Annotated in this window: 16 protein-coding genes; 9 read left to right on the forward strand and 7 right to left on the reverse strand. The window is 68.5% G+C overall.

Annotated elements, in window-relative coordinates; genetic code table 11:
* Positions 1-684 (forward strand): energy transducer TonB family protein (locus K1Y73_RS17730; protein ID WP_225029640.1); only part of this gene is annotated, 684 nt, incomplete at its 5' end.
* A 21-nt stretch (positions 685-705) separates the two neighbouring features.
* On the opposite strand, the gene K1Y73_RS17735 is transcribed toward K1Y73_RS17730, so the two are convergent.
* Together K1Y73_RS17735 and K1Y73_RS17740 are read right to left on the reverse strand one after the other, a co-directional pair.
* On the reverse strand, positions 706-1,248 hold the full coding sequence (locus K1Y73_RS17735; RefSeq protein WP_225029641.1) for a TetR family transcriptional regulator C-terminal domain-containing protein: 543 nt from the start codon (positions 1,246-1,248) through the stop codon (positions 706-708).
* A 67-nt stretch (positions 1,249-1,315) separates the two neighbouring features.
* Entirely contained in the window at positions 1,316-3,331 is a 2,016-nt protein-coding gene (locus K1Y73_RS17740) for a CocE/NonD family hydrolase (protein ID WP_225029642.1), read from the reverse strand.
* Between the two features lie 126 nt (positions 3,332-3,457).
* Here K1Y73_RS17740 and K1Y73_RS17745 point away from each other — a divergent pair, with 126 nt between their 5' ends.
* From K1Y73_RS17745 to K1Y73_RS17775, 7 genes are all read left to right on the forward strand, one after another.
* The gene (locus K1Y73_RS17745; RefSeq protein WP_225029643.1) at positions 3,458-5,515 is read left to right on the forward strand and encodes an oxidoreductase; all 2,058 of its coding nucleotides are present in this window, start codon (positions 3,458-3,460) and stop codon (positions 5,513-5,515) included.
* Positions 5,512-7,026, forward strand: a complete 1,515-nt coding sequence (locus K1Y73_RS17750; protein ID WP_225029644.1) for a trimethylamine methyltransferase family protein — start codon at positions 5,512-5,514, stop codon at positions 7,024-7,026. Before K1Y73_RS17745 ends, K1Y73_RS17750 begins: the two co-directional genes overlap by 4 nt.
* Before the next feature lie 86 nt (positions 7,027-7,112).
* Positions 7,113-8,507 (forward strand): bifunctional enoyl-CoA hydratase/phosphate acetyltransferase, encoded by a 1,395-nt coding sequence (locus tag K1Y73_RS17755; RefSeq protein ID WP_225029645.1) that lies wholly within the window; start codon positions 7,113-7,115, stop codon positions 8,505-8,507.
* Positions 8,504-9,688: an acetate/propionate family kinase gene (locus tag K1Y73_RS17760; RefSeq protein WP_225029646.1), complete on the forward strand. Its 1,185-nt coding sequence runs from the start codon at positions 8,504-8,506 to the stop codon at positions 9,686-9,688. Before K1Y73_RS17755 ends, K1Y73_RS17760 begins: the two co-directional genes overlap by 4 nt.
* Complete coding sequence (locus K1Y73_RS17765) at positions 9,685-10,338, forward strand: CoA transferase subunit A (protein ID WP_225029647.1); 654 nt, start codon at positions 9,685-9,687, stop codon at positions 10,336-10,338. Before K1Y73_RS17760 ends, K1Y73_RS17765 begins: the two co-directional genes overlap by 4 nt.
* A 9-nt stretch (positions 10,339-10,347) precedes the next feature.
* The gene (locus K1Y73_RS17770) at positions 10,348-10,998 is read left to right on the forward strand and encodes a 3-oxoacid CoA-transferase subunit B (protein WP_225029648.1); all 651 of its coding nucleotides are present in this window, start codon (positions 10,348-10,350) and stop codon (positions 10,996-10,998) included.
* Positions 10,999-11,037: 39 nt separating this feature from the next.
* Positions 11,038-11,877, forward strand: coding sequence for an alpha/beta fold hydrolase (locus K1Y73_RS17775; protein ID WP_225029649.1), 840 nt, complete (start codon positions 11,038-11,040; stop codon positions 11,875-11,877).
* Here the strand turns inward: K1Y73_RS17775 and K1Y73_RS17780 are convergent.
* A complete protein-coding gene (locus tag K1Y73_RS17780; RefSeq protein ID WP_225029650.1) occupies positions 11,874-13,121 on the reverse strand; it encodes an alpha-D-ribose 1-methylphosphonate 5-triphosphate diphosphatase in 1,248 nt (415 codons plus the stop codon). The two genes, K1Y73_RS17775 and K1Y73_RS17780, sit on opposite strands and share 4 nt — an antisense overlap.
* 229 nt (positions 13,122-13,350) lie before the next feature.
* Between K1Y73_RS17780 and K1Y73_RS17785 the strand changes: the two genes are divergently transcribed.
* On the forward strand, positions 13,351-14,391 hold the full coding sequence (locus K1Y73_RS17785) for an AbrB family transcriptional regulator (protein ID WP_225029651.1): 1,041 nt from the start codon (positions 13,351-13,353) through the stop codon (positions 14,389-14,391).
* Between the two features lie 100 nt (positions 14,392-14,491).
* Here the strand turns inward: K1Y73_RS17785 and K1Y73_RS17790 are convergent, their stop codons facing one another.
* The 4 genes from K1Y73_RS17790 to K1Y73_RS17805 form a co-directional block, all read right to left on the reverse strand.
* A complete protein-coding gene (locus tag K1Y73_RS17790; RefSeq protein WP_225029652.1) occupies positions 14,492-15,895 on the reverse strand; it encodes an NAD(P)/FAD-dependent oxidoreductase in 1,404 nt (467 codons plus the stop codon).
* Positions 15,896-16,046: 151 nt separating this feature from the next.
* The gene (locus K1Y73_RS17795; RefSeq protein ID WP_225029653.1) at positions 16,047-17,132 is read right to left on the reverse strand and encodes a tyrosine-type recombinase/integrase; all 1,086 of its coding nucleotides are present in this window, start codon (positions 17,130-17,132) and stop codon (positions 16,047-16,049) included.
* Position 17,133: 1 nt separating this feature from the next.
* The gene (locus K1Y73_RS17800) at positions 17,134-17,319 is read right to left on the reverse strand and encodes a hypothetical protein (RefSeq protein ID WP_225029654.1); all 186 of its coding nucleotides are present in this window, start codon (positions 17,317-17,319) and stop codon (positions 17,134-17,136) included.
* Positions 17,320-17,516: 197 nt separating this feature from the next.
* A partial coding sequence (locus tag K1Y73_RS17805) for an integrase core domain-containing protein (protein WP_225029655.1) occupies positions 17,517-17,774 on the reverse strand: 258 nt, incomplete at its 5' end.

Genomic DNA, 17,774 nt, shown 5'->3' on the forward strand with positions numbered 1-17,774 from the left:
CCCGCCACCGCGCCCGACGCGCCCGAGGCGGTCGATACCCCGCCGGCCGAAGAGGCGCGGCCCGACCTGCCGCAGATGACCGAGGCGCCGCCCGACCGCCCCGAATCGGTCACGCCGCCCCTGCCCAAGCCGGTGGCCGAGCCGGTGGCCGAAGCCCAGCCCGAGATGGACCTGCCGCCGCCTCCGCCCGAGCCGGCTTTGGCCGAGGCCCTGCCCGAGGTGAAACCCAAGCCCAAGCCCGAAAAGCCCGAGGCGCCGGAAAAGCCGGCCGAGAAGGCCCCGGTCAAGAAGGAAGCGGTCAAGAAGGCCGAAAAGCCCGCGGGCAAGAAGGCCGCGCAGAAGGACAAGAAGGTTGCCGAGGCTTCGGCGGCCGCCGCGCCCAAGCAGAAATCCTCGGCGGCCGTTTCGGCCGGAACCGGCAAGGCTGCTGCCAAGACCTATGGCGCCCAGGTGATGAAGAAGATCCGCAAGACGCCGAAGAAGCGCGCCCCGGCCAAGGGCCTGGCGGTGGTGAGCTTTACCATCGCCGCCGATGGCAGCCTGGCCTCGGCCAAGATCGGTCGCAGTTCGGGTTCGGCCGAATTGGACAAGCTGGCGGTGGACCAAATCCGCCGCGCCGCCCCCTTCCCGCCGCCGCCGCCCGGCGCGCAGACCGCGTTTTCGGTGGAATATCTGGGAAAATAAGGTTGCGGAACGCTGGGCGGCTTAGCCCAGCGGCCCCAGCGCCGCTTCCAGCAGCGCCAGCGCCGCGGCCTTGGCGGTGGCCGGCGAAAAGCCCGCCGCGTCGATATGGGCTTCCAGCCAAAGCCCGTCGATCAGCGCCACGACCGGCCGGGCCAGCGCCGCGGCATCGACGCTGCGGCCCTGCGCGGCGGCATGGGCGGCAATCGCCGCCTCGACCCGCGCCAGATAGATCGCGTAATGGGCCCGATGCTCGTCCCGCAGCGCGGCATTGATCGCAACCTCGCCCCACAGCGCCAGCCAGATGTTCAAGGGATCGCGGCGGAACAGCTCTTCCGAGAAGGCCGTGTCGATCAGCCGGCGCAGATCGATGCCCGCGTCGGGGGCCAGAACCGACAGGAAGTTGCGATAGGCCGCGGCATAGACCGCCGCCAGAAGCCCGTCCTTTGACCCGAAATGATGCGCGATCAGCCCGCGGCTGGCCCCGGCCTCCTGACAGATATTGTCGATGGTGAAGGCGGTGATTCCCCCGCGTGCCAGACAGACAAGCCCGGCATTCACCAACATGGCGGCACGCACTTCAGCAGTGTAACGACGAAAACGCGGGGTATCACTCATAGCGCAGGATATGCCGCTACACATTGTCCCGGGCAATGCTTTCCTTCCAGCTTCGGCAGAAGATCGCCGCGCCGTTTTCCAGCACCGTCAGCACCATCTCGATGTGGAAGTGGCTGGCATCGCAAGACATTCGCCCCCGGCTTTCATGGCGGAACGTGCCGTCGGGGCGTTCGATCTCGGCCATGCAATCGGTTTCGCAGATCGCGGTCAGCGGATCGTCGCCGATGATGCGATAGCGCGCCAGGGCCTTGCCGCGGGCGGTTGTGGCGATGTCGGGCAGATGCGTGGCATAAGTCCAGCGCGGGAAATCCACCACCGTCTCGCCGGTCAGCAGATCGCGGGTGATCTGCCGGCGATGCGGCGCCGCGACCGGCAGGGCCTGCGATGGGGTGGGCGCCGCGCATTCGGCCGGCGGGAAAGGACGCAGAGCGGCATCCTCGGGCCGGGGCGGGCGCTGCGGCAGATCCAGCCGGCAGGCGGCCAGATCGAAGGTCAGCACCGGCGTCTCGGGCGAGGGCCAGGCGATCGGCCAGTACGAGGTCGAGATCGACACCGCAAGCCGATGCCCCGCCGGGATCGCCTGGGCGATGTCGTCCAGATCGACCACCGCCTCGGTCCAGGCGCCGGGGATCAGCGGTTCGGGCCGCTCATGGCCCCGCCGATGGGTCAGGTTCAAAAGCCCCAGCGTGATCCGGGTCGAGGCGCCATCGGGCGCCACGTCGTTCAGCCGCACCGCGACCATCGCCTGCGGCTTGTCGCTGCGAAAGCGCAGATGCAGCTGCGGCGCGCCCAGGATTTCCACCCGCCCGGGCAGGGGATCGCTGAGGAAGACCAGCGAGCCGCCATCATCCTCGCGCTGGTCGGGCGGCCATTCGGCATCCTCGCCATAGCGCCCGATCTCACCCGCCGCCTGGCCGACCCAAAGCGGCGAGGACAGGCTGGCCTCGCCCGTGCCGGGCTGTGGTCGCAGGGTATTGCCATTGGAAAGATAGAAGGGCCGCCAGTCGATCCGCGGGCTGGGCCATTGGTCTTCACCGACCCAGCGGCCGGGTCTTTCGCTGTAGCAGGTGCGCGGCGGAACCGGCTCTTGCATCCAGACCCGCAGCAGCGGCTCGGCCATGATCCCGGTGTCCTTGCCCTTCAGCCAATGGTCCAGCCAGCGCGTAACTTCTTGCAACCAGCCGATTTCCGGCTGCACCGCCACATCGAAGGGGAAGCTGTGCGCCCAAGGCCCGATCAGCCCGCGCACCGGCGCCTTCAGCCCGGCACACAGCCGCGGCACCGCTTCGGAGTAATTGTCGGCCCAGCCTGAAACCGCATAGACCGGAATCTTGATGGCGTCAAAATCCTCACAGACCGAGCCCTGGCGCCAATAGGCATCGCGGCGCTGATGGGCCAGCCAGGTCAGGATCCAGGGCCGGTTCGCCTCGATCCGCTGCAGCCAGATCCGCCGCCAGTCGGGCCCGACGATCGCCGGATCGGGCGGCAGATCGTTATTGGCGAACATCGTGGCCGACCAGTCGAAATTGTCCTTCGACAGGCAGCCGCCGACATAATGCACATCGGTCGCATAGCGGTCATCGGTCGAGCCAAGCGTGATCACCGTCTTCAAGGCCGGGGGCTGGCGGGCAGCGATCTGCAAGCCGTTGAAACCGCTCCAGGATATTCCGATCATCGCGACCTGCCCGTCGCACCATCCCTGCGCGGCGATCCAGGCGATGGCGGCGATGCCATCGCTTTGTTCCTGCGGGCTGTATTCGTCCTCGATCAGCCCCTGGCTGTCGCCGGTGCCGCGGATATCCAGCCGCAGACAGGCATAGCCATGCCCCGCCAGCCAGCCATGCATCTGCTGATCGCGGGTCCGCGTGCCTTCGCGCTTGCGATAGGGCAGGTATTCCAGAACCGCCGGCACTGGCCCGCAACCCTCGGGCAGCCACAGCGTTGCGGCCAGCAAGCACCCGTCCGGCATGGGAATTTTCAGATCCTCGATCACGCGGACCGGGAAGGGGAAGCGGCTGCGGATCGTGGGCATCGGGGCTCCGGGCGGGGGTTTGGCATCTTGCTGAACGATCATGCAATAAACCGGGGCGGCCGGTCAACGGGCGCTTGACCGGCGAACCGGCCCTGCTACTATACATTTGTTCAACAAAGGTGCATGATGGCCCGCAATCCGCGCTATGACATCCTGTTCGAGCCTGTGAAGATCGGGCCGAAGCTGGCGAAGAACCGCTTCTTTCAGGTGCCGCATGCCAGTGGCATGACCAATGCGGCGCCGCAGGTGCGGGCGGCGTTTCGCGGCATGAAGGCGGAAGGCGGCTGGGGCGTGGTCTGCACCGGGGCGGCCTCGGTCGATCCATCCTCGGATGACAGCCCCTTTCCCTGCGCGACGCTTTGGGACCGTGCCGACATTGCCGCGCATCGGGTGATGACCGAGGCCGTCCATGCCCAGGGCGCGCTGGCGGGGATCGAGCTGTGGCATGGCGGCGCGGCCGCGATGAACCGCACGACGCGCCTGCCGCCGCTGTCGCCCTCGGGCGTGCCCTGGATGGCGACGCATGTGCCCTTCATGTCATCGGCCCGGCCAAAGGTGATGGACGCCGGCGATATCAAGGATTTGATCCGCTGGCATGCCGAGGCGGCGATGCGCGCCGAACAGGCGGGCTTCGACATTCTCTATGTTTATGCCGGCATGGGCTATCTGCCCTATCAGTTCCTGCTGTCGGACTATAATCACCGGACCGATGCCTATGGTGGCTCGGTCCGCAATCGGGTGCGACTGGTGGAAGAGCTGATCGACGCGGTGCGCGAAGCCACCCATGGCCGCTGTGCCGTGGCGCTGCGCCTGTCGATGCAAGAGCTGCGCGGGCGGCCCTCGGACGTGGCCGAAAGCGAGGCGCATGAGGTGATCGGGCTTCTGCGCGACGCGCCCGATCTTTTCGACGTAAAGATGGATTATTCCGGTACCGATTGCGGGCCAAGCCGCTTCGTGCCGGAAGGCAGCCACCGGCCCTTCGTCGATTTCCTGAAACAGGTGACCGACAAGCCGGTCGTTGGGGTGGGGCGGTTCACCAGCCCCGACATGATGGTGCAGATGATCCGCGGTGGCGTGCTGGATTTTGTCGGCGGCGCCCGGCCCTCGATCGCCGATCCGTTCCTGCCGGCGAAGATTGACCAGGGCCGGGAAGAGGACATTCGCGAATGCATCGGCTGCAACATCTGCATTTCGTCCTGGCATGACGGGGTCTGGGTGCGCTGCACGCAGAACCCGACCGCGGGCGAGGAATGGCGGCGCGGCTGGCACCCGGAAAAGCCGCGCGCGCAGGGTGAGGGCGAGGTCCTGGTCGTAGGCGGCGGGCCGGCCGGGCTGGAGGCGGCGCTGACCGCGGCGCGGCGGGGCTTTCGGGTGGCGCTGGCCGACAAGGCGGGCGAGTTCGGCGGGCGGCTGCGCTTTGAAACAGCCCTTCCGGGCCTGCGGCAATGGATGAGGGTTGCCGACTATCGCCTTGGACAGCTTCGGAAAATGCCGAATGTCTCGCTTTATCCCGGCTCGGAGATCGCGCCAGATGACGTGGCCGAATTCGGCGCCGACCATGTCGTGGTCGCGACCGGCGCGCGCTGGACCAACGCGCTGTGCGGGGCGAATGAACTGCCCATTGCGCCGCTTGAGGCGCCGCGGGTCTATACGCCCGACGATCTGGCCGCGGGGGCTGTGCCCGAAGGCCCGGTCGCGGTCTTCGATTTCGACGCCTATTATCTGGGCACGGCGCTGGCCGAGGATCTGGCGGCGCGCGGGTTGGCGGTCACCTATATCACCACCGCCGGGGCGGCTGCGGCCTGGTCGTTCCTGACCAATGAACAGGGCCATATCCACAGCGCCCTGGCCCGGCGCGGCATCGGCTATCGCACGCTGGAACGGGTCACCGGCTTTGATGGCGAGACCCTGGCCCTGGCCCAGATGATGAGCGGCGAGCCGCGGCAGATTGCGGCGCGGTCGCTGGTTTTGGTGGGGCTGCGGCAGGGCGGCAGTGCGCTGCATGAGGCCCTGATCGCCCGCGGCATCGCCGCGGAATTGACCGGCGATGCCCTGGCGCCCGGGGCCATCGCCCATGCGGTCTGGCAGGGGCATCGGACCGGCGAGACACTGGGTCTTTCCAATGTCATGATCCGCCGCGATCCGGGGCCCGGCGCGCTGATCCTGCCCGAGGCCGCGGAATGAGCGGCGAGCGGCGGTCGCGCCGCGCCCCGCGCCAGGCCGGTGCGATCCGGCAAAGGCCCTTCGGCCAGGTGCCGCGGCTTTACGATCCGGTCCGGGTGATTTCCGACGATCAGGTCGCGGCGATCCACGCGGCGGCCTTGCAGCTGCTGGACCGGATGGGAATGCGGGTTCTGGATGCGGGCGCGCGGGCGCGCTTTGCCGCGGCGGGCGCGCGGATTGACGGCGACATGGTGCGGCTTGACCCCGATCTGGTGGCCGAGCGGCTGGCGACCGTGCCCGCCACCTTCTCCCTGGCGGCGCGCGATCCGGCGAAATCGCTGCAGCTGGGGGGTGGGCAGATGGTCTTCGCCTCGGTTGGCGGGCCCGCCTATGTGATGGACAATGACCGCGGGCGGCGCGACGGAACTTTCGCGGAAATGTGCGATTTCATGCGTTTGACGCAGGTTCTGAATGTGATCCAGCAGGAGGGCGGCGGCCCGTTCGAGCCGCTGGACCTGCCCGCCCATACACGGCATCTGGACATCTGCCGCGCCCAGATCGCGCTTCTGGACAAGAACTGGCAGACCCAGACCCTGGGCCGGGCGCGCACGATGGACGGGCTGGAAATGGCGGCCATCGCCGCGGGCTGCGCGCCGGATGCGCTGCCGCCCACGCTTCTGGGCATCATCAACACCAACTCGCCCCTGCAGCTGGACATTCCGATGGCCGAGGGGCTGATCTGCATGGCCGAACATGGCCAGGTCAATGTGATCACCCCCTTCACGCTGGCCGGCGCCATGTCGCCGGTCACGCTGGCGGGCGCGCTGGTCCAGCAGCATGCCGAGGCGATGGCGGGCATCGTCCTGACCCAGATCGTGCGGCCGGGCGTGGCGGTGATGTATGGCGGCTTCACCTCGAATGTCGACATGCGCTCTGGCGCGCCGGCCTTTGGCACGCCGGAATATGCCAAGGCGGCCATGGCCTCGGGGCAGCTGGCGCGGCATATCGGTGTGCCGTTCCGGTCGTCGAATGTCACCGCGGCCAATGCGGTGGATGCGCAGGCGGCCTACGAATCGCAGATGTCGATCTGGGGCGCGGTGATGGGCGGGGCGCATCTGGTGAACCATGCGGCGGGCTGGCTGCATGGCGGGCTGACGGCCAGTTTCGAGAAGCTGATTCTCGATGCAGAGATGCTGCAGATGATGCAGGAATGGCTGGTTCCGCTGGATTGCTCGGCCGATGCGCTGGCGTTGGAGGCGATTGCCGAAGTGGGCCCCGGCGGGCATTTCTTCGGCGCGGCGCATACGATGTCGCGCTACGAGACCGCCTTCTATGCGCCCTTGCTGTCGAATTGGGACAATCACCCGACCTGGCTGCAGGCCGGCGGCGTCGATGCCACGGCGCGGGCCAATGCGATCTGGAAAGAGCTGCTGGGCCAGTATGAGGAACCGACGCTGGACCCTGCCGTGGCCGAGGCGCTGGATGATTACGTGGCCCGGCGCAAGGCCGAGGGCGGGGCGCCGATGAACTGACACGGCGCTGTCGCCGCGGCCATGGTAGACAAGTCCGCCGCCTGCCGTCAGAGATTGTCCGGCAGAACGGGCGAGGAGGCGGCGGGATGCGATTGGTGAACCGGACCTTTGACGAATTGCAGCCCGGCGAGACGGCCGAGCTGCGCCGGCTGATCACCACCGACGATCTTTACGGCTTCGCTTCGGTCTCGGGCAATTACAACCCGATGCATCTGCCGAAGGAAGACGGCGATGGCGACGGGCGCCCCGACGGGATCGCGCCGGGCATGTTCATCGCCTCGCAGCTGTCGGCGGTTTTGGGGATGATGCTGCCGGGGCCGGGCACGCTGTATCGCCGGCAGAACCTGGAATTTCACAGCCGCGTCCGCGCGGGCGACGAATTGGTGACCCGGGTCAAGGTCCTGTCCAAGGCGCCGAATGGCGAGGTGACGCTGGCCACCGAGGTTCGGCGCGCGGCCGATGATGCGCTGGTGCTGACCGGCGAGGCGGTGGTGATGGCGCCCACCTACAAATACGACCGCAGCGATATCGAGGTGCCGGGGCTGATCGTCCAGCGCCATCGCCATTTCGAGGATCTTCTGGACCGGGCCAAGCCTCTGGCCTCGATCCCCACGGCGGTGGTCTGTCCCGAAGACGGCAATTCGCTGGGGGGGGCGCTGCTGGCGGCGAAGGAAAGCCTGATCACGCCCATTCTGATCGGCCATGCGCCCGCGATCTATGCCGCGGCTGCCGGGCTGGACGCGGATCTGGCGGGGATCGAGTTGATCGACGTGGCAGGCGGCGCTGCGGCCGCGGCCATGGCCTGCCAATTGGTGCATGAGGGCCGGGCGGCGGCGGTGATGAAGGGGCATCTGCACACCGACGATCTCTTGCGCCCGATGCTGGACAAGGAAAAGGGCCTGCGGATCGGCCGCCGCTTCACCCATATCTTCGTGATGGACGTGCCCGGCCAGCCGCATCCGATCATGGTCACCGATGCCGCGATCAACATCGCCCCCGATCTGGCGACCAAGGTCGACATCTGCCAGAACGCCATCGACCTGGCGCTGTCTTTGGGGATGGAGCCGAAGGTCGGCGTGTTGTCGGCGGTGGAAACGGTGAACCCGGCAATCCAGTCGTCGATCGACGCAGCCCTTCTGTCGAAGATGGCGGATCGCGGCCAGATCAAGGGCGGCATGGTCGAGGGGCCCTTGGCGATGGACAATGCCGTCGATCTGGGGGCGGCGCGCACCAAGGGGCTGAAGGGCGGGGTGGCCGGGCAGGCGAATATCCTGGTCGTGCCGGGGATTGACGCGGGCAACATGCTGGCCAAGCAGCTGGCCTTCATCAGCCATGCCGAGGGGGCGGGGCTGGTGATGGGCGCGAAAGTGCCGGTCATTCTGAATTCGCGGTCCGACAGCACCATGTCGCGGCTGGCCTCTTGTGCCGTGGCGGCCTTGCACCATGCCTATGTGACCGGCGCCGGGAGGGTGGTGGCATGACGGGCGGAATTCTGACGCTGAATGCGGGCTCGTCCTCGCTGAAATTCGCGCTGTTCGCGGCGGGCGAGGACCGGCCGATGGCCACGGGCCTGGCCGACCGGATCGGGCCCGAGGGCGCGCTGAAGATCAAGGATGGCACGGGCGCGCCGCTGCCCCGGTCCGAGGGCAGCCTGGCAAGCCATGGCGCGGCGCTGCATTGCGTGCTGGACAGCCTGCGTGCGGCCTTTCCGGGGCAAGAAATCTCGGCCGTGGGGCACCGCGTGGTGCATGGCGGCATCGTGCATGATAAGCCGGTGCGGCTGGACGCGGCCGTCATGGCCGAGCTGGAACGGCTGGCCCCCTTCGCGCCTTTGCACCAGCCGCACAATCTGGCGGGCATCCGCGCCGCGGTCGAGGCCTTTCCGCAGGCGCCGCAGATCGCCTGTTTCGACACCGCCTTTCACCGCAGCCATCCTTGGGTGAATGATACATTCGGCCTGCCGCGCGCCTATTACGACCGCGGCGTGCGGCGCTATGGCTTTCACGGCCTGTCCTATGACTATATCGCCGGTGAAATCGCCCGCACCGCGCCCACTCTGGCCGATGGCAAGGTGGTCGTGGCGCATCTGGGCAATGGCGCCTCGCTGTGCGGCATCCGCCAGGGCCGCTCGATCGCCTCGACCATGGGCTTCTCGGCGCTGGACGGGCTGCCGATGGGCACGCGCTGCGGCCAGCTGGACCCGGGGGTGATGCTGTATCTGATGGATCAGGAGGGCATGACCCCGGCCCAGATCACCGATCTTCTCTATACCCAGTCGGGGCTGCTGGGTCTGTCGGGCATTTCCAACGACATGCGCACGCTTGAGATGTCCGAGGCGCCCGAAGCGGCCGAGGCCATCGCCTATTTCACCTATCGCATCCAGCGCGAGATCGGCGCCATGGCCGCCGCCATGGGCGGGATCGACGCGATCGTCTTCACCGGCGGCATCGGCGAGAATTCGCGGCTGGTGCGCGAAAGGGTTTGCGCCACGCTGGGCTGGATGGGGGTAGAGCTTGAGCCGGGCCGCAATGCGGCGCATGCGCGGGTGATCTCGTCCGATGTGGCGCGCACCACGGTGATGGTGATCCCGACCAATGAGGAACTGGTGATCCTGCGCGCGACACGGGCGCTTTTGCAGGGCAATGAAAGGACCGCCGCATGAAAGGCGCGCTCAGCCCCGCCGCCGCTGCGGCCCTGATCCCCGACGGGTCCAGCCTGCTGATCGGCGGCTTCATGGGCGTCGGCACGCCCGAGCGGCTGATCGACGCGCTGGTCGCCCGCGGCGCCCGCGGCCTGACGGTGATCGCCAATGACACCGCGCTGCCCGGTCGCGGCATCGGCAAGCTGATCAGCGCAGGCTGCGTCTCGCGCGTCGTCGCCTCGCATATCGGGCTGAACCCCGAGACGCAGCAGAAGATGATCTCGGGCGAAATCGCCTGCGAACTGGTGCCGCAGGGCACGCTGGTCGAACGCATCCGGGCCGGGGGCGTGGGTCTGGGGGGCGTCTTGACGCCCACGGGCCTTGGCACCGAGGTGGAAGAGGGCAAGCAGGTGATCGAGGTGCAGGGCCGCCGCTTCCTGCTGGAAACCCCGATCACCGCGGATTTCGCCTTGCTGGCGGCCTTTCAGGCCGATTACGTCGGCAATCTGAACTATGCGCTGACCGCGCAGAACTTCAATCCGGTCATGGCGCTGGCCGGGCGCATGGTCATTGCCGAGCCCGACCATATCGTGCCGGTGGGGGTGATCCCGCCCGATGCGGTCAAGACGCCGGGCGTGCTGGTCGACCATCTGCTGGTCCGCGGCGTCTAGGGGGTGGGGATGGATCCGAAAGAGCTGATCGCGCGCCGCGTGGCGCAGGACATCAAACCCGGCATGCTGGTCAATCTGGGCATCGGCCTGCCCTCGATGGTGGCGAATTTCGTGCCCGCCGAGCGTGGCGTGTTCTTCCAGGCCGAAAACGGCGTCATCGGTCTGGGCGCCCGCCCGCCCGAGGGGATGGAGGACAAGCACCTGACCGATGCCGGCGGCGGCTTTGTCACCGCGGTGCCCGGCGCGGCCTCGATCGACAGCGCCATGAGCTTTGGGCTGATCCGCGGCGGGCATCTGGACATGACGGTGCTGGGCGGGCTGGAGGTTGACGAACAGGGCCGGCTGGCGAATTGGAAAGTGCCGGGCAAGATGGTGCCGGGCATGGGCGGCGCGATGGATCTGGTCACAGGCGCGGCCTGCGTGATCGTGGCGATGCAGCATTGCGTGAAGGGTGCCTCGAAGATCGTGCGCGACTGCACCCTGCCGCTGACGGCGCTGCGGCGGGTCGATCTGGTGGTGACCGATCTTGCCGTGCTGCGCCCGACCGAGGCGGGGCTGGTGCTGCAGGAACGCGCGCCGGGCGTGACGGTCGCGCAGATCCTGGCGGCCAGTGCGGCGCGGCTGATCGTGCCCGATCGGGTGCCCGAGATGGTGGTGTGACGCCCGGCTGGGCGGGCGCAGAGTGTAAGGGGTGAGGGCATGCAGGCGCATTTCACGGCGGAAGACGGCACGCGGCTGGCCTATCGCGACGAGGGCGAGGGGCTGCCGCTTCTGGCCCTGGCGGGGCTGACGCGCGGCGGGCGCGATTTCGACGATCTCGCCCCGCATCTGCCGCCCGGCACAAGGCTGATCCGGCTGGACAGCCGCGGGCGGGGCGGCTCGGCCCGGGCCGACTGGCACAGCTATACGGTGCTGCAAGAGATGCGCGATGCGCTGGCGCTGCTGGATCATCTGGGCCTGGACCGGGTGGCGGTGATCGGCACGTCGCGCGGCGGGCTTCTGGGTCTGGCGATGGCCGCCTTCGCCCGGCCGCGGCTGTGCGGATTGTGTCTGGTCGATGTGGGCCCGGTGCTGGAACGCGCCGGCCTGTCCTGGATCGGCGCCTATATCGGCGTGCCGCCCAGCTTCGCCACGCTGGAAGAAGCGGCCGAAAGGCTGGCGGCCAGCCCGGGCTTCGCGCAGGTGCCGGCCAGCCGCTGGGCGGAAGAGGCGGCGCGGCGCTATGTGCCGCGGCCGGGCGGCGGGCTGGACCTGCCCTATGACCCGGCGCTGCGCGAGGCCTATCTTGACGCGATGGCGGCGCCGCCCGTCGATCTTTGGCCGCTGTTCGAGGGCTGCGTCGGCCTGCCGCTGGCGCTGATCCGCGGCGCGAATTCCTATGTCCTGTCGCGCGCCACCGCCGAGGAAATGGCGCGCCGCCGGCCCGAGATGATCTTTGCCAGCGTGCCCGACCGCGGCCATGTGCCCTTTCTGGACGAGCCCGAGTCTGTGGCCGCGATCACCGAATGGCTGGGCCAGGTCCGCGCCTTCTGCAGCTAGCCTGCCGCCTCGGCGCCATAGGCCATCCGGCCGGCCACCAGCGTGCGCCGCACCGCCGGCGCATGGCCCTCGGGCCAGTCGACCAGCACCAGATCGGCCCGCAGCCCCGGCGCGATGGTTCCGCGATCGGTCAGCCCCAGCGCCCGCGCCGGCCCGCCCGAGACCAGATCCCACAGCCGGGGCAGGGGGGCGGCCTTGTCGGCCGCCGGCCGCGCCACCGCCGACAGCATGGCAGGATAGTAGTAATCCGAGGCGAGAATGTCGCACAGACCCTCGGCCAGCATCGCGGCCGCCCCCGGAGAGCCCAGATGGCTGCCGCCCCGCGCCGCATTGGGCGCGCCGAAGACCAGCGCATCGCCCGCCGCCCGCGCCGCGCGGGCCGTGGCCAGGTTCATCGGAAACTCGCTGATCCGCGCCCCCAGCGCCCGGTAGAAATCGCGCGTCTCGGGCTGGGTGTCGTCATGGCTGAGCATCGGCGCCCCCGCGGCGCGCCCCAGCGCCGCCACCTGCGCCAGAACCGGCGGCACCTCGGGGCGGCGCTGCCAGACCCGGCCGATCAGCGCCACGTATTCTGCCACCTCCATCTGCGACCGCGCCGCCCGCACCGCCATTTTGGCGGCAAAGCCGGGGCTTTCCAGATCGACCACCGGGTAATGCGGAGAATGCTCGAAGGGTCGGTCCTGCAGGGGCGTGCCCGGATGCAAAAGCGCCATCGACGTGTGGTCGTTGAAGGCCAGTGCCGGGGTCAGCGGCCCGGTCAGCGCCGTCTCGATCAGCGGCAGGGCTTCGAAACAGAAGGTCTCCCAGCGCAGTTGCAGCCGGTTTTCCACCGTCAGCCGCGCGGCGATCCGGTTCAGCGTGCCCAGAATGTCCCAGCCCATCTGGACCGAGCGCAGACCCGGTTCCCAGCTGAGCGTCAGCGCGTGATAGGCGGTGGCGATGCCGTTGGCGGCCAGCTGCCGGTCGGTTTCCAGAAGGGCGGCCTCGACCGGAAGCAGTACGCCCGGCCGCGGCATCAGCTGGCGCTCGAAGGCATCGCCGTGAATGTCGACCAGCGCCGGCGCCAGCAGCAGGCCCGGCGCGGCCAGCCGTCTTGCTCCGTCGGGGGCCACGTCCAGCCCGGTGATCACCCCGGCCTCGATCCTGACCGAGACGCGGGCGCGCCCTTCGGGCAGCAGCACCTCGGCGCCTTCGATCAGCAGGGGCGGGGCGGGGTCGGCAGGCAACGGGAAACGGGCGTTCATCTTGCACCTCATGTCGGGGGCGATCCTGCCACGGGACGACGGCCGGCGACAGCACCGCCTTGCCCTATAACGCCCGGATCACAAACGGATGGCAGCGGCGGGCGTGCGGGCTCGACAATCGGCGGCGCTTCGCCCAAGTTGCGCGCAGATCCAAATCCAGACCCCGAACCAGCCCCGAAAACCAGACCGGGCCGCGAGACAACGCGGCCGACAGACCGACGGAAGCCCCTTGCCGCCTTTTGCCCGCATCCTTCTTGCCCTCGCGATCGGCGCGGCGGGCGGAACCGCCTTCAACCTGATGAACCTGCCCTTGCCCTGGATGCTGGGGGCGCTGTTCGCGACCATGGCCGCCGCCATCGGCGGGGCGCCGGTCTTGCCGCCGGCGCGGCTGCGGCCGGCCACGGTGGCGGTGATCGGGGTCTTGCTGGGTGCGCGATTCACCCCCGACGTGCTGGGCCAGGCCGCCGACTGGGGGCTGACCCTGCTGATTCTGCTGGTCTATCTGGCCGCGGTGGGGCTGATCGTCGTGCCTTTCTACCGCTTTGTCGGCCGCTTTGACTGGACCACCGCCTATTTCGCCGGCATGCCCGGCGGGCTGGCCGAGATGATCGAGATCGGCGAGGCGCGGGGCGCGCGGGTGGATCAGGTGATCCTGTCGCACAGCCTGCGCATCGTGATGACCATCGCGCTGATCGCCTTCTGGTTCCGGGTGGTGCAGGGCGCCACGGTCAGCGGTGCCGCCGGGGCGGCGGCCGGATGGCCGGCCCTGCCGGATCTGGCGCTTCTGTTGCTGGCGGCCGTGCTGGGCAGCCTTCTGGGCCACAGGCTGCGCCTGCCCGCGCCGGCCTTTCTGGGGCCGCTGGTCGTGTCGGCCGGGCTGCATCTGACCGGGCTGACCCACAGCGCCCCGCCGGCGGTGCTGGTCAGCGCGGCGCAGGTGATTCTGGGCACCGTTCTGGGCGCGCGCTTCATCGGCATCCGCCCGGCGGCGCTGTTGCGCTCGGGCGCGCTCAGCCTGGGGGCGACGCTGTTGATCCTGGCGCTGGCGCTGGGCTTCGGCCAGGCGATGCGGGCCTGGGCGGGGATCGACCTGGATCAGGCGCTTCTGGCGCTGGCGCCGGGCGGCTTGACCGAGATGGGGCTGATCGCGCTGGCGATCCATGCCGATGTGGCCTTCGTGGCCCTGCACCATGTGGTGCGGATCCTGGCGATCATCGTTGCCGCGCCCGTGGTTCACAGGCTGCTTGCCAGCGGGCCCAGAAAGCCCTGAACCGCTTTCATCTGTCCTTAAATATCCCGGGCGAGCCAGCGAGGCGCCATCGGTTCAAGCCCGCTGGCGAGGGGGCAGAGCCCCGGGTGCCAGCCGCCCCTCAATACCGCCCGGTCAGCTTGTTGCCCCATCCAGCCAGGCGCGAGGGCCGGGTGACGCCCGGCTTCGCCTCGGCCCGGTCGGCGGCGTTCAGAAGCGCATACATCCCATGCACGCCCAGCCAGCGGAGGGGCTCGGGCTCCCAGTTGCGGACCTTGCGGTTGACCCAGGGCAGGCCGGTCAGCTCGGTCTCGCGGCCCAGCGTCAGATCGGCCAGGGTGCGGCCCGCCAGGTTCGAGGTGGACACGCCCGTGCCCACATAGCCCCCCGCCCAGCCCCAGCCGGCCGCCGCGTCATAGCCCACGGTCGCGCACCAGTCGCGCGGCACGCCCAGGACGCCGCACCAGGCATGGGCGATGCGATAGGGTTTCGCGGCGGGGAAATAGCGATACAGGATCTCGGTCAGCCGCCGCACGGTTTCGGGATCCGGCGCGCCGTTGGTATCGAGGTTCGAGCCATACAGATAGGGCACGCCCCGCGCGCCCACGGTGATCCGGCCTTCGCGCGTGCGCTGGCAATAGCAATAGGCATTGGCGAAATCGCCAAGGATTTCATGGCCCTGCCAGCCGATCTGCGCCCAGACCTCATCCGGCAGCGGTTCGGTCGCGATCTGGGCCGAATTCATCGGCAGCCATTCGCGCTTCATCCCGGGCAGGCCGGCGGTGAAGCCCTCGGTGCAGCGCAGGACGGAAGGCGCGGTGACCACGCCGCGGTCGGTGGTGACGCGGCCCTTTTCCAGCCCGGTCACTTGGGTGCCTTCGTAGATCTCGACCCCCGCGCGTTCGCAGGCCGCGGCCAGGCCGCGCACCAGTTTCGCGGGCTGGACCCGGGCGACATTGGTCACGACAAGGGCCCCCAGCGCGCCCGGAATGCGGATGCGCTGCGCCAGATCCTCGGCGCCGATGCGGAAGACGCGGTCTTCCTCGCCCCAGCGGCGGCGATGCTCGACCTCGTCGCGCATCCGCAGCGCCTGGGCGGGGTTCACCGCGACCATCAGCTCATCCGTGCGGCGGATATCGGCGTCGATCCCCTGGGCTTCGGCGACGCGGATCACCTCGTCCACGGTGCCATTCATCGCCCGCACCATCCGCCGCACCGCCTCGTCCGACGAGGCTTCGGCATAGCGGCGGTGGTTCCAGGAGAAGCCGCCCGACAGCCAGCCGCCATTGCGCCCCGAGGCGCCGAAGCCTGCGAATTCCTTCTCCACCACCACGACGCGCAGGCCCGGCTGGGCCTGTTTCAGATACCAGGCGGTCCAAAGCCCGGTATAGCCCGCGCCGATGATGCAGACATCCGCCGACAGATCCCCGGGCAGGGCTGCGCGCCGCGCGGGCAGGCCGATATCGGCATACCAGAAGGAGACATCGCCGATCCGGTCGGGCTGGGGCGGGGGCAGGGCGGTCATGGATCCTCGCAAAGCGGGCAGGGCGCGGGTGGTAGGCCCGGAGGGCCATTCACTTTCCAGATTTCTGTAAGCTTTCCAAAGGTGAACTGTCCCGCGGTCGCGGGTTTTCGACGTAAGGAAATCAATGGCTTGGCGTGAGGGTGTCCCATCTCTACCAATCCATCCTGGCCAGCTTTGTCATGGCCTGAGCGGCCAACTCGTCGCGGTCCACCCCATCGGTATAGACCTGCGATGTCTTCGGGCTGGCATGGCCATGCACCGCCATGATCTGGTATTGCGAGGCCCCCTCAAGCGCCAGAAGTTCGCCTGCCGCCTTGCGGATCCCATGCGAGGATCGGGTGGCCTTGCCCTCGGCATCGACCAGCCCGGCCTGGACAACCCAGCTGCGGAACTTGTCGTCGAATGCGTTCGAGGATTGAAACGGTTTGCCCTGCTCGGTCAGCAGACAGGTTTTCCCAACCACCGTGCCGGATTGCAGGGCATTCTGCAGCGGTGGCAGCAGAGAGATGCGCACCCGCTTCGGTCCACGCTTCACCGGCTGGAAGTCCAGCCAGGTCACTCCCTGGCGGGTGATCTCATAGGTCCGGCCCAGGCGCACGGCATCGCTGATCCGGCAGGCTGTGAACATGAACAGGGTCAGCGCCAGATGCGCCATGGTGCCCGGCGGATGGCGATCCCGATCGGCGCGCAGATCCTCGACCGTCCAGGCCGTGGCCCCGGTGCCTTCGATGTTCAGCTTGCCGATGCCCTTGCCGGGATTGCTCTGGGCGAGGCCGCGCAGGATCGCCCAAGCATACATCGCCCGAACCGCCTTGACGAAATAATCGGCAGCGCCGGGCGTGTCTGCTTTAAGATCGTGCAGTTTCACCAGGTCCGATGGCGGCATCGTCGCCGCTCGGAAGGTGCCGCGCTGTTCTCGGAACCAGTCGAGGAACACCTTGCGCTGCTTCACCGTCGCGGAGGCCATCTGGCCCTGCCGGTTCATCGTGTTCATCGCCTCGGTATAAAGCTCGACCAGCCAGCCGACCGATCCCTTCACGGCGGATGGCTTGTCCGCCTCCGGCTTTGCCAGAGAAATCCCCGCGCGCGCTGCGTCGTAATATTCAAGGAAAAGAGGATGATCCGGGGTGACGTTCAGAAGCGTGCGCTTCGTCTTGTCCTTCTCATGCCGGACTCGCCAGCGCACATTCCCCGAGGGCAGGGGTTCGCGCAGCAAGCCGGGATAGTCGATCCGCATGTCATCCTGTGGGCCATTCGGGCAGGCCATCACCTTCCTCCGAAAGCTGGGGCTTGGCAACGGGCTCGGTGATGATCCTGACGCCGCGCGGCTCGACCACCACCTCGACGATCCGAAGCCCCGCCTTGATCATGCATTGCATGGCACGGTCGAGATCCGACTTGGTCACCGATGTCGGCCGGCTCATGGCGCCCTGCCATGGCCTAGGGCCGGGTGCTTTCGGAGCGGGAAAAGGAGGGGGCGCTCAGCCATTGCTGTTGCCCCATTGCCTTGGCCCCCGGTCTTGCGCCGGGGGCTGGGCCGGCGCGGCGATGCGCTTCCCGTGCGGGTGCTTGCCGTGGTGATGCGACCCGGCGAAGTGACCTGCCCCCGTTCGTCCCTCGTTCATAACGAGAGTCCTTGGGGTTGATAGTGGTCGGTTTCGGGTTGGGCAAGCGCGCCGGGCGCGGAGCCCTCAGTTTGCTCAAGCGCCCGGCGCGCGTCGGACGGGGACTTGTTGCCGAGCGAGGAGTGCGGCCTGACGTCGTTGTAGTCGTAGCGCCAGAGGGTCAGCTTGCGCCGGGCATCAGCCAGACTGTCGAAGATCTCCTCGTTCAGGCATTCGTCGCGCAGGCTGCCGTTGAAGCTTTCGATGTAGCCGTT

Origin of the sequence: Xinfangfangia pollutisoli, from assembly GCF_020179405.1 — a bacterium.
Taxonomy (GTDB): Bacteria; Pseudomonadota; Alphaproteobacteria; order Rhodobacterales; family Rhodobacteraceae; genus Pseudogemmobacter; species Pseudogemmobacter pollutisoli.